Annotated in this window: 10 protein-coding genes; all 10 read left to right on the forward strand. The window is 53.3% G+C overall.

The genetic code is table 11. The annotated features are described in order from the left end of the window. Positions 1–72: 72 nt before the first annotated feature. The gene (gene flgM, locus PKO02S_RS08725; protein ID WP_127581208.1) at positions 73–342 is read left to right on the forward strand and encodes a flagellar biosynthesis anti-sigma factor FlgM; all 270 of its coding nucleotides are present in this window, start codon (positions 73–75) and stop codon (positions 340–342) included. Between the two features lie 24 nt (positions 343–366). After that, complete coding sequence (locus tag PKO02S_RS08730; protein ID WP_127581211.1) at positions 367–861, forward strand: flagellar protein FlgN; 495 nt, start codon at positions 367–369, stop codon at positions 859–861. A gap of 42 nt (positions 862–903) precedes the next feature. Continuing rightward, complete coding sequence (flgK, locus tag PKO02S_RS08735) at positions 904–2,439, forward strand: flagellar hook-associated protein FlgK (protein WP_127581214.1); 1,536 nt, start codon at positions 904–906, stop codon at positions 2,437–2,439. 60 nt (positions 2,440–2,499) lie between these two features. Next, on the forward strand, positions 2,500–3,393 hold the full coding sequence (gene flgL / locus PKO02S_RS08740) for a flagellar hook-associated protein FlgL (protein WP_246066887.1): 894 nt from the start codon (positions 2,500–2,502) through the stop codon (positions 3,391–3,393). A gap of 13 nt (positions 3,394–3,406) precedes the next feature. Beyond that, positions 3,407–3,973, forward strand: a complete 567-nt coding sequence (locus PKO02S_RS08745; RefSeq protein WP_127581218.1) for a DUF6470 family protein — start codon at positions 3,407–3,409, stop codon at positions 3,971–3,973. Positions 3,974–4,026: 53 nt separating this feature from the next. Continuing rightward, positions 4,027–4,485: a flagellar assembly protein FliW gene (gene fliW, locus PKO02S_RS08750; protein WP_164821356.1), complete on the forward strand. Its 459-nt coding sequence runs from the start codon at positions 4,027–4,029 to the stop codon at positions 4,483–4,485. Between the two features lie 4 nt (positions 4,486–4,489). Then, positions 4,490–4,744 carry a carbon storage regulator CsrA gene (gene csrA, locus PKO02S_RS08755; RefSeq protein WP_127581224.1) on the forward strand — a complete coding sequence of 85 codons (255 nt, stop codon included), beginning with the start codon at positions 4,490–4,492 and terminating at the stop codon, positions 4,742–4,744. A 102-nt stretch (positions 4,745–4,846) separates the two neighbouring features. Beyond that, on the forward strand, positions 4,847–6,031 hold the full coding sequence (locus PKO02S_RS08760) for a HipA domain-containing protein (RefSeq protein ID WP_127581227.1): 1,185 nt from the start codon (positions 4,847–4,849) through the stop codon (positions 6,029–6,031). Positions 6,032–6,059: 28 nt separating this feature from the next. Then, positions 6,060–7,052, forward strand: coding sequence for a hypothetical protein (locus PKO02S_RS08765; RefSeq protein ID WP_127581230.1), 993 nt, complete (start codon positions 6,060–6,062; stop codon positions 7,050–7,052). A gap of 197 nt (positions 7,053–7,249) precedes the next feature. Further along, complete coding sequence (locus PKO02S_RS33850; RefSeq protein WP_373865203.1) at positions 7,250–12,409, forward strand: flagellin N-terminal helical domain-containing protein; 5,160 nt, start codon at positions 7,250–7,252, stop codon at positions 12,407–12,409. The last annotated feature ends 75 nt before the right edge of the window (positions 12,410–12,484 follow it).

Genomic DNA, 12,484 nt, shown 5'->3' on the forward strand with positions numbered 1-12,484 from the left:
AAATGATGTAACAAGTTGGATCGAATTGATGGGCGGTGCGGGAACGCGGCGGCCAAGCGGGGTGAATGAACGATGAAAATCAACGGCATATCGCGCGTAGGGGGCACGAACCCTTATCAGCGCAATCAGGAGACTAGAACCGGAGAGGCTCGTGCCAAGGAACGGCAGAAGGACGAGGTGCGGATCTCCACGGAAGCGCAAGAGCTGCTCGAATCCCAGTCGGGGACGGGGGCCGTCTCGCATCGCGAGCGTCTGCAGCAATTGAAGCAGCAAGTGTCCACCGGCACATACACTGTTGAAGCGGGGCGTCTGGCGGATAAGCTGTGGCCGTTTCTGAAGTAAGTCAGCGAATCGGGAGTGTAGAAGATGGACGATGTATTGAAGGTGCTCGATCGCTTGATTGAACTGCACGAAGCCTTGCTTACGCTGGGCGGGCAGAAGCGTCCGGTCATTGTGGCCAATCAAGTGACGGAATTGACTCAGATTACGCAGCGGGAGAGCAAGCTGGTCAAGGAGATTGGGCTGCTCGAGACCGAGCGGGTCAAGGCCGTTCAAGCTTATTTGGGGAGTAGCGGCATTTTCGCGACTGCGGCTATGACGATTAGCGATTTTATTCGTTTCGTGCACCGGTTGAGCGACAAGGAGGCTCTTCAGAGCCGCCAGCAGCGCTTGGTAGAGCTGATTGGGGAGCTTAAGCGCGTGAACGAATTGAACCGCCAATTGCTGGAGCAGTCGCTTTCTTTTGTGAACTACTCGATTGACTTGATGGTCGGACCGGACGAACAAGAATCCACCTATCGCCATCCGGAGCAGCAGGATCATGGCGGGTATCAGAGAAGCATGTTTGATCGAAAAGCCTGATCGGCTGCCGGCACATAGGCGAACGGAAGGAGCCAGAACCTTATGAGATCGACATTTACCGGGATTGAGATAGCCAAGCGGAGCTTATTCACGCACCAGGCTGCGCTGACGACGACCGGACACAATATAGCGAATTCCAATACGAAGGGCTACACGCGGCAGGTGGTCAATTTCTCGGCGTCGCGCCCGCTGGAAGCGATCGGCCTGATGCGGTCGACGATCCCCGGTCAGAACGGACAAGGGGTCGAGTTTACGAGCATCGAGCGGATCCGGGAGAAGTTTCTCGACGATCAGTTCCTGAACGAGAACAAGTCGCTCGGCCAATGGACGATCCGCAGCGACACCTTAGAGAAGCTGGAGAAGATCGTGAACGAGCCTTCCGACACGGGCATCCGGCAGACGATCGAGGGGTTCTGGAACGCTTGGCAGGAGTTGACCAAGTATCCCGACAGCCGGACGAACCGGGTCCTTGTCAAGGAACGGACGATCGCGCTGACCGACTCCATCAACCATACGGCTGTGCAGCTGAAGGAATTGCGCAATGACTTGACCAGCAATATCGAAGTGAGAGCACGGCAGATCGACAATATTTTGGGCAACGTAGCGAAGCTCAACAACGAGATTTTCCGTGTGGAAGGGTTGGGGAACGACGCCAACGACCTGCGCGACCAACGCGATTTGCTCGTCGACGAGCTGTCCGGCTACATCAACGTGTCCGTCACGGAGACTGAACAGGGATATACGCTCAACATGGGCTCCACCACTCTCGTAGACGGCAACGAGAAGAGCGTCGACGTGGATCGGGCTTTCCTCGAAAGTGCTTTCGGCGGCGAGATGAACAGCGGTGAAGTATACGGGATGATTTTTTCCCGCGATCAGTTGGTTACCTCGTACATGGAAGACCTGAACGTGATGGTGCGCGCGATGGTCCAGGGCGAAGTCGAGATTACGCTGCCTGCCGGGACGATGATTCCGGATGGGGTGACGCTGACCGACAAGGATGGCACAGAGTATACCGGTACCTTGGCGGCCGATACGAATGTGATCGTGAACGGCTTGAATGGGCTGCATCAGCTCGGCTACACGTTGAACGACACGCCGGGCCAGCCTTATTTTCTGATGACGGCCGGGGCGGAAGCGGAGACGCTGAAGATGAATCCGGACATCGTAGAAAATGTGTTCCTGATCGCGGCCTCCAACCGTACGTTCGTGGACGAGAACGGCGAGACGAAGGTGGTCAAGGGCAGTAATGAAATCGCGCTCCTGATCGCCGGCCTGAAGAACAAGAAGTTCGAGTACCAGGAAGGGCAGACCGGTTCGATCGACGATTTCTTCCGTTCCATTATCGGGGAGCTCGGGGTTCAGGGCCAGGAAGCCCACCGCCAGCTCATGAACCAGACCGCGCTGGTCGAGCATGTCGAGTCGAGACGGCAGTCGGTGAGCGGCGTGTCGCTGGACGAAGAGATGTCGAATATGATCAAATACCAGCACGCCTACAATGCAGCCGCCCGAGCGATGACCTCTTGCGATGAGATTCTGGATAAGGTCATTAACGGAATGGGTGTTGTAGGTCGCTAAGGGTAAGGGTGAACGGGTTCGGCTGAAGGCCGGCCAGGTGCCCCGAGAGGAGAATGAAGCTTGACTCGCGTAACGCAAAATATGATGAATTCGCAGCTGATGCGCAATCTCAACTATAACTTGAACAGCATGAAAAACTTGCAGAACCAGCTGTCCACGGGCCGGCGCATCAACATGCCTTCGGACGATCCGGTCGGCATCAGCTTCTCCATGCGGTACCGGACTGAGATTGGCGCGACGGAGCAGTTCGTGAGCAATGCCGATACTGCGATGTCTTGGCTGGACTATACGGACACGGTCTTGAACCAACTGGGCAACGTTCTGCAGCGGACTCGCGAGCTGTGCGTGCAAGGCGCGAACGGTACGAACGACGACAACGCGATGGTGGCGCTCAAGCAAGAGGTCGTGCAGTTGAAGAATCAGGCTCTGGACGTAGCGAACAGCGAGTTTAATGGCAAGTTTGTGTTCAATGGGCAATTGACCGATCGTCGACCGTACCCGGATCCGAACAATTTGCAGGTGGAGAGCGACCCAGGCATCATCCATTTGGAGATTGGCGCCGGCGTTACGCTTGGCATCAATGTGACGGCGACCCAAGTGTACGGCAATGCAACGGATGACGATCAAGTGTTTAAGCTGTTTGACGATATGATGGGCTATTTGGAAGAAAGCGATTATGTGGGGATGTCCAATCTGATCAATAAGATCCAGAATCGTCTGGATACCGTGCTGCAAGTTCGCTCCGATATCGGGGCGAAGACGAACCGGATCGAGCTGGCCAACGGCCGCCTGGAGGACATCAGCATCAATCTGCAGTCCTTGCAGTCCAAGACGGAAGACGCCGACATTGCCGAGGTCATTACGAACCTGAAGACGTACGAGAACGTCTACCAGGCTTCCCTGTCCACCGGTGCCAAGCTGATCAGTCCCAGTCTCGTCGACTTCCTCAAGTAGGATGTGACCTAGCATGAATGTACCGATTGTTATGGTTCGACAGACATATGCCAAGCTGCATGTGGATGCCGACCTGGGGAAATTTGATATTCAGCAGCCGCGGCCGACGTTTGAGATGAAGACGATTCCGGCCAAGCAGGACATTCAGCAGCCTCGGGGGGATTTGAAGATCGATCAGACGCGGGCCTGGGATGCGCTGGCGCTCGGCAACAATCTCGAGACGATGCACCGAATCTATTCGCGTGCGAGCGATGTCGCGATGGAAGGCATTCGCAAGATTGTGGAGAAGGGCAATCAGTTCGCAGCCATTCACCGGGGCGGCAATCCGATTGCCGATGCGGCGGAGGCTTCCGTCGGCGGGTTTCAGGAGCTGGACTTCGTCGGGGAAGCGGGTTATGACAACGTAGACATCACATACACGGCTCGCTGGCCGCAGATCGAGACGACTCCGGGACGGATCGACCTCAATACCAAGGTGAACCCGCCGATCATCGAGTACCAGAAGGGCAAGCTGGAGATTTACATGAAGCAGTATCCCAAGACGGAGTTCGAGCCGCCGGAGATCGATATGCGCATCTAGCCGTAGACGGAATGGAGTCTATGGCTTTTCATTTTAGGTGGGAGGTAGACAAAGTGGTAACCGTAGCGACAAGAGATTTTGGGCAATTGGAGTTGGACGAAGCCCGCATTGTAGAGTTTCCCGAAGGGTTGCCGGGGTTCGAGGGCAGCCAGCGGTTCGTGCTCATTCAGCCGAATGCGGACACGCCTTTGTCGGTGTTGCAGTCGGTGGAGCAGCCGGATGTGGCGTTTGTCGTCACCAACCCGTTTTTCTTTTATCAAGAATACGAATTCCAACTCTCGGATAAAATGGTGCAAGAACTCGAAGTACAGAGCGAGCAGGATGTGTCCGTCTGGGTCATCGTGCGGCTGACCGAGGATTTGGCGGAGGCGACCATGAATTTGCTGGCCCCGATCGTCGTGAACGAACCGAAGCGGTTGGCGAAGCAGATGATCCTGCATCGTTCGGAGTACAATACCAAGCACAAGCTGCTGTCGGCCGAGCCTGCAGAAGCCGTTGCCGAGAGGGAGTGAGTGCATGCTGGTCCTGACCCGCAAGAAGGGCGAGTCGATCATGATCGGGAACCAAATCGAGATTGTCGTGCTCGGAATCGAAGGGGACGCGCTCAAGCTGGGCATCAAGGCTCCCAAGGATGTGGAAGTGTACCGCAAGGAAGTGTACAACGCGATCCGGACGGCGAACCAGGAGGCTACGCAAGGCAAGGTTGACTGGGGCGATGTCGGGAAGCTGTTTGGGAAGAAGGAAGAGAAGAAGGAAGAGAAGAAGGAATAACCCGATCCGAAAATCTTCGCCTTCTATCACGTTTCTGCTCGATACCGTTTAGGATATACTAGAAATAGAACGATTTCGGAGCAGGGGAAAGGAGGGTCTGACTTGGGGAAGATAGACCTGATTCGTTCCTTAGACGTGGAAAGGACTTTCAAGTTCAGTTTGCGTAAGAAGGACGAGCCTTTGATCGACTTTGATATCGTATTAACCGGGATGCGGGAAACCTTGTGCAGGATTCATAAGGTTCGGAACGGTGATCCGCAGCTTCTCCCGTACGGGTTGAAGGTGCAGGATAGCGAGCTGTTGTCGTGGCTTCATAGCAGGTTTATCCCGAAGAACAGAGTCTTTGTAGAGAACCTTCTGAGTGCGTTGCCGGATCTTGACCCTCCATTAGTTAATTTATTAAATACCACATTAGGATTGTCGCTCGTCGACGATTACTGGATTTTGCCGGAAAGCAGGACGGATTTAAGCTGGGCGAATCATAACTTGTACGAGAATGAGTTTTCCGAAACTCTGGCTTTGGTGGCTTTCACAGGGTATCAGGAGAAAGTGCGGGGAATCGTCAGCTCTCCGGAGTTCACGACCAACGGTATGCTTCCCAAGTGCTGGAGACGTATAGACGGTGGGATTTATTTGTACAAGGGTGGAACGGAAGGGGCCGCCAACGCAGGCTTGGAGCCCTACTCGGAATATTACGCTTCGCAGGTGGCGGAAGCCATGAATATCCATCATGTTGGCTACGAGTTGGAAAAGTGGAAAGGCCGACTGTGCTCCACCTGTTCGCTTTTTACTTCTCAGGATCGATCCTATGTCCCCGCACATATCGCGTATCCCGGCTTGTCGGCTTCCGAACTGTTGTTCGCCATCGCGAATGTGCAAGATTTCTATGACCGGTTGATCGACATCATGATCCTCGACATTGTAATCGCCAACCATGATAGGCATTTCGGCAATTTTGGATTTATCCGGAACAATCATACTGGCGTTTTGGACGATGTCGCTCCCGCGTTTGACAACGGGATGTCGCTGCTGCACCAGGCTATGGAGTCCGATTTGCTGGAAGTAGACCCTTACCTCGATTGGAGAAAATATACGTTTGCGTTTGTTCCTAATAAAGAGCTCGGGTTTCTGGCCAAGTACATGGAGCCCGATCATAGGAGCAAGCTAAGGAAGCTGGTTGATTTTGAGTTTGAGAAGCACCCTTCATACAACCTGGACGACAAGCGTCTGCGTTTTCTATCTGAGTTTGTGAGGTCGCGGGCGCGCAGTCTATTGAATACCGGATAGTGTGTAAGAGTCTGTAGGGAGTGGTCTTATGGACAAGTTAAGCGTCTTCGAGGACGATGATCTTCTTGGTACAATTTCGGTTCGAGTTCCTACGGTCGAGTACAACGATCTGATTTTGATGTGCAAAAATAGAGAAGTGTTCGATATCGGCAACGAACAGGTGCTGAACAAAGCTTTATTACCGGGGCTGATGATGTCCATACCCTATAAATCTACTTTTTTGCTATGGATGGAGAAGCGATACTCCGAGAAGTCGAATACGTTCGCTAGACAGCTGCGCAGCTACGTGTATGGCCAAGGGAATCGGTCGAAAATCAACATTGGCACAAGAGCGCTTGGTTTGTCGGACTGCTACTGGTTGAAGGACCGCAAAGAAGAGGTCACGTTTGAAGAGGTGTCCCCTTACTATACGGATTTCTGGTCGGGGGCCGGGCTTTATGAGGGGCAGGCCATCCCCACGTTGTATGTGAATGGTTATCTGCCGAAGTATTGGGCGGATCGAAATACTTTGATCAAGAAAAGTACGGACACTGTGCAGGCCAATCGGGAAATATATTGCTCTATCTTAGCGGAAGCGCTTGGGTTGCCGGTAGCTAAAGCTGCCCCAAGTCCGGAAGGCGTCGCGGTCACCAACTTCACGAATCCCGCTCTTATGTTTGAGTCGGCGGATGCGTCCGGCAAAATTCATGGCGAGGAATTTACAACCGAGGACGTCCTTTCTGCTTTCGGATCGTTTGGATTCGATATGCTGTTCTTCGATGCATTGGTAGCGAATGGTGATCGACATGCCGGCAACTTCGGCTTTCTAAGGGATCCCGATACAGGAGCTTATTTGTCGGCTGCGCCTTTATTCGATTTTGATCACGCCTTCGAAAGTCGGGTCCCCGATGATGTATTGACGAGGGAGGTTCGCTCCGTGAAATCGGGTTTTCGAGCCCGGTTTGAGCAGCTTGATGAAGGGGTTCGGAATATGGATGTTTCGGACTACGTGATAGAAAGGCTAGATTTCATGGGTCAGTAAATCGAATCGTAGTCCTTAAGCCCTACTAATGGTAGGGTTTTTATTTTTATCGCCAAAATCGACAAACTTGCTATTCATTTCTTGCGTCCGAAGTTCGATAAAAGCAATGTGGGAGGTTTTTCCTGACTGGAAAACCTCGAGGTTGAATGAGGATGACGACATGGTTGTGGAAGTCTTTTTAGAGAGGAAGCCATTACATGAGAATCAATCATAACATTTCCGCACTGAATACATATCGACAATTGAGCGTGAACCAAGGAAAGGGCGGCAAGTCGATCGAGAAGCTGTCTTCGGGTCTGCGGATCAACCGTGCGGGCGACGATGCCGCAGGTTTAGCGATTTCCGAGAAGATGCGCGCCCAGATCCGCGGCTTGGAGCAAGCGCAGAAGAACGCGTCCGACGGGATCTCCATGATCCAGACGACGGAAGGGGCACTCAACGAGTCGCACTCCATCCTGCAACGGATGAGGGAGCTGGCGGCCCAGGCGGCGAACGACACGAACGTAGCGGTGGATCGTCAGGAGATTCAGAAGGAAGTCAACCAGCTGACCTCCGAGATCAACCGGATCGGGAACACGACGGAGTTCAACACGCAGGCCTTGCTTAAGGGCAAGAATGCGCCGGTTGTGGAGTCCGCAGCCGCAGTCGATACGATTAGCTCCGGAGTGAAGGGGGTTGCCGTCGGACAAGTGTCTCCATTGGACATTGTATCCTCGAGCGTGAAGGCGGAAGCTTCTTCGGCGACGGTTGGGGGCTCTTCGAGAGAGGCTACCGGCAGCGTGTCGGATATTTCGGAAGAGGATTTCTCGGTCAGAGGAGTAAAACCTAGTGTCAATCTGCCGGTCGGGTTGACCGTTGTTGGAGCGGAATATGGCGAGGCTCTGAACGGCAAGTCGGTCACTGTTCGTCAGGGGACGAAAGCCGGAGATTCTTCCTCGCTGACCATTGATGCACAAGGCAATTATATTTTTACGATCGGACAAACTAGCGGCGGCACAACCCGTGCCAACAGTCTGGGATCGTTGTACAACGAAATGCGGAAGGCTATCTCTACCTATGAACGCATACCTGGATTCAGTTCGACGAATGAGATCTCCGTAGTTGCTCCACCATCGCAGATTACAGGTCAATCCGTCTCCTTAACGACTATTGGCGAGAAAGGCGAGTTGTTGGGCGGGGTTGCCGAGCGGAACGGCGTATACTCGTTTGAATTTACGGATGCTTTTGAAGAAGCCGACGATACGATCACGATTGACGGCCAGACGTTCACAGCCGTTCTGTCCGGAGCGGACCCGGCCAAGGGCCAGTTCAATGTCGGACATATCGAGGCAAGGCTGACCGGTGGGGAACCGGCTGTAGCCAACTCGATGCTTGGACCTGCAGTCACGAATGAGACCGTAGCGATCTCCGTTAACGGGAAGACGTTTACAATCAGCACGGCGGAGCTGCAAAAGGTTCATGACGGTACGATGGATTTCCCTCCGAAGGCAGACGGTTCGGTCGACGAGTTGGTCGAAATAATCAAAACCGCCAGTTCTACTGCACCAGTCCAGCTGATTACCGAAGTGGCCGATATTACCGTCGGCACGGACGGCAAGCTTCAGATCACGGCGAAGGATCCTCAGTCACAGCCGATCCGATGGCAAACATCCGGGGCGAAGCCGGCTTTGGTCAATGATGCTTTTGGGATCAATACTGCCGCTAAGGTCATCGGGGCTACCAGCGTAACGGGCGGCTCGACTATAACTTCCACGAACCTCGGTGGAGTGGCAGGGTCGCTGGCCATCAACGTTGGCGGAACGACCTTTACGATCGACAATGCAGGGATCAACGCTCTTGGCGCCGCACAGACCCCGGATCAGCTGTTGGCTGCTGTACACGGAGCCTTGAACGGGGCGACCAGACTGGATCAGGTAGCGGTAGCCAGGATCGAGAACAACAAGCTGGTTATCACGGCTAGAGACCCTCTCAGCTCGTCTATCACTGTCGCAGCAGCCGGAGCGGATGCCGCGACGATCAATACGGCGTTTGGCGTCACTACAATAGTACAGGATGACGGTTTTATGGACACGACCGTCGATATCGAGAATATCGGTGTTGCGCGTTGGAATTCCGGTGTGTTCGGTGCTTTGAAGGGTGGGGATTCCCCTGCTTGGGATACGGATACGATTAATCTTACTGGCGGCATTCAGAATGGCGACAAGCTGACTTTTCAATTCAATGGTGTGAATCATGAAATTACGTTTAATGTTGCGGACCACACTACCGGGGGCACAGGAGGATTGATAACCGGCGTTACCGGGACGGCAGCAACCATTAACATTGACAACAACGGCGGTAATGATGAAACCGAGGATCAAGCGAACTTTCAATCCCAAGTGTTGGCCGCTTTGAATCAAATGAAATCCGCCGGTGGTGGGGCTTCTCAACTCGTTGATGTAACATTTAGCGCGAGTCCAGGTCTAGGCGGGATTGTAGCACGAGGAACCGATCTTCATGGTACCAGTCGAAATGCAACTTCCGGATTCACATCATCAGGCGCCAATATAGCCCTTTCCAGTACTTTTTCTAATCAACAAACGGTTGGTGATGGAAGCTTAGGTGTCGACGGTGACCAATTCACCTTTGCCTTCGGCGACATCACCTTGACCGTCAATGCCGTTACCGATGGCGCAGGCCCTGTTTATACAATCAGCAATCAGAACTACGGTGCCGGTACGGCAACCCTCACGCTCAACATGAATCGTGCCGAAAATGCGGATCAAGAAGGCTACGTGGATGCTCTTATTGCTGCATTCCAGAATATTACCTCGAATGGCGCTTATACCGGTCCGTTAGATGAGTTCGCTTTCGTCAAAAACGGCTCGGGCGCGACCGCTGAGCTGCGTATCAACGACACGGTAAGTCGGGACGACTACAATGCCAATAGTATGAATTATACCAATCTCGCCCTAGCAACAAATATCATCGCCAACAATGGGCTGAATGCCACGAGCGTTGTGAACACGGAGGGCTTCGATGTCGATGCGGTGAATACGAACATCAAGATTTCCGTAGACGGCAAAGTGTTCACCATCTCCAATGCGGATCTGCACACATTGAAAGCCGGGTACACCACAAACGATGTGCTGTCGCTCGTACAGAATGCGGAAGATGAGAACGGATATTTGCTGTCAGATGTCGCCACGGCATCCATAAGCAACGGAAGCTTGGTGATTCAATCGAACGGCGACAAGCCGGCATCCCGGATACAATTTGTGATCAATGCAGCGTCGGGCAAGGTGGTCGGTCGGTTAGAGGATTTGTTCGGCATTAACAATTATTCATCAGATGCGGGAACCGATGCGTTCTCCAGCAGCCGCACGATCGAAGATCAAGCGAAGAGTTTGGCTGCCGCTATTGCCGCTAACCAGACGTTGGGCTCCCGATTTGAGTATGCGGCGATGAGCCACAGCGCAGGTACTAGCACGATCACGCTGACGGAGACGAATAATCGCGCCACCGGCATTCCTCTGGGCGAGATCTCTGTAGCAGGCTCCGGTCTGGACGACAAGCTCGTCATCACGAATGCAGGCGGCAGGAATCTCAATACGGTCACAATCGGGCAAGCCCAGCACACGAAGGCAAACCAGGCAAGCGCGACTGTTCAGGCGAGCGGTCAGACGTTAGTAGCCCTGTCCGGCTATGACGGAAGCCAAGAAACCCGTGCCAACGGCGTGAAGCTTCAACTGAAGGCCAACAGCTTGGACAAAATGTTCGTAGAGTATAAGGAGGGCGTATTGTCCATTAATCTGGCGAATACGACCGATTCCAAGAATACGGTAGCGGACATTACAGCGGCGATTCGGAACTTAGGCACGTTAGACGGGATCAAATTCTCCGAATGGACGATTTCGCCGAACGCGGCATGGGATGCGGCTGTCGGCAAAGCTTCCGATATTGAAGTGGCGACAGCGGCCATGTCCGGCGGAATCTCGCAAGTACTCGAAGGCCGGCTGAACATCTCGGTGGATCAAGGCGATTTAAAGATTCATTTGGCGAACGATTCCGCGCAGAAGAATACGGCGGCCAAAATCGAAAAAGCCGTTCAAAACTTGGAAAATTACTTCTTCTTCGATGCGAACGGAGCCTGGACGTCAATCGATTTCTCGAAGTATACGTTCGAGGCCCAAGGAAACTGGGATACGAAGACGCTCGGCAACTCCATCATCAAGGATCGGGATACCCTCGTAGGCGGTACGGAGGCCGTAATCGGCAAGTATACATTCGATGTGGATAAAGCTTTTGCAGCCGGCGACAAAGTGGAGATTAGCGGGCAAGTGTTTACGGCTGTCGCAGGAGTGGCTTCGGCGGTTAAGGGAGAGTTCTCGGTAGGCGGCGGCAGTGTGGCCGACCAAGCGGTAAGCTTGATGGCCGCGATTAATTTGTCTCCGTTGAAGGATCGATACATTGCAACCGTAAAAGGGAATGAGCTTACTTTAACGGAAATTGTCGCTTCGGGCTCTGACTTGGATACAGACGACCTCGATGTTCGTACCACAGGCTACCCGGGTGAATATGCGATTCCACAAGATAGCTTGCTCACGAATGGCATGACCTTTGTGTTGGATGGGAAAGAGATTTCCGTTTCCAACAAAAATGCTCATGTTGGTTACGCAGACGGCACGGTTATCAAGGAAGCAGCTACTCCTGCCGACCAAGCAAAAGCACTGGCGGATGCGATCAATTTGAACGTTACCCTGAAAAACAAATATGTGGCTTCCGTAGGCGATGACGGATCTCTGATTTTGAAGCAGACCGACGATTTCACGTCACCAACCGCACCAGTAGCCGCCACGAAGAATTCGCCATTAGGCGACTTTACGGCGACCTTCCAGATTGGAGCGAACAGCGGGCAGAGCATGACGATCACGGTTGGCGATATGCGTGCGAACGCTTTGTCCATCAGTGGCGACGGCTCCACAGGAACCGTAGCAGCCAGCAATGGCGCGGTAGCTTCCTATACCTCAGTAGCGAACGTGAACAGCGGCTCGAGCAACAGGAATGTCGAATATGCGCTGGATGTTACAACTAGTGAGAAAGCATCGGCTGCGCTGTCGGTCATCAATGATGCGATCGAGAAAGTATCGGCTCAGCGCTCGCAGTTGGGCGCTTTCCAGAACCGGTTGGAGCACACCATCAATAACTTAGGTACTTCCAGTGAGAACCTCACCGCCTCCGAGTCTCGAATCCGTGATGTGGACATGGCGAAGGAAATGATGGAGTTCACGAAGGAGAATATCCTCTCGCAAGCGGCCCAAGCGATGCTGGCGCAAGCGAACCAGCAGCCGCAAGGTGTGCTGCAGTTGTTGAAATAACTTGAAAAAACGTACTGTGGGGGACGCTTGTCTCCCTTTTTTATTCCTGAATAAATATTGTTGAAATATCATAAT

Origin of the sequence: Paenibacillus koleovorans NBRC 103111 (genome assembly GCF_004000845.1) — a bacterium.
GTDB lineage: Bacteria > Bacillota > Bacilli > Paenibacillales > NBRC-103111 > Paenibacillus_AA > Paenibacillus_AA koleovorans.

Coding starts and splice junctions, on each gene's coding strand:
- flgM (WP_127581208.1), top strand. CDS start 73: ATGAAAATCAACGGCATATCGCGCGTAGGGGGCACGAACCCTTATCAG.
- PKO02S_RS08730 (WP_127581211.1), top strand. CDS start 367: ATGGACGATGTATTGAAGGTGCTCGATCGCTTGATTGAACTGCACGAA.
- flgK (WP_127581214.1), top strand. CDS start 904: ATGAGATCGACATTTACCGGGATTGAGATAGCCAAGCGGAGCTTATTC.
- PKO02S_RS08745 (WP_127581218.1), top strand. CDS start 3,407: ATGAATGTACCGATTGTTATGGTTCGACAGACATATGCCAAGCTGCAT.
- csrA (WP_127581224.1), top strand. CDS start 4,490: ATGCTGGTCCTGACCCGCAAGAAGGGCGAGTCGATCATGATCGGGAAC.
- PKO02S_RS08765 (WP_127581230.1), top strand. CDS start 6,060: ATGGACAAGTTAAGCGTCTTCGAGGACGATGATCTTCTTGGTACAATT.
- PKO02S_RS33850 (WP_373865203.1), top strand. CDS start 7,250: ATGAGAATCAATCATAACATTTCCGCACTGAATACATATCGACAATTG.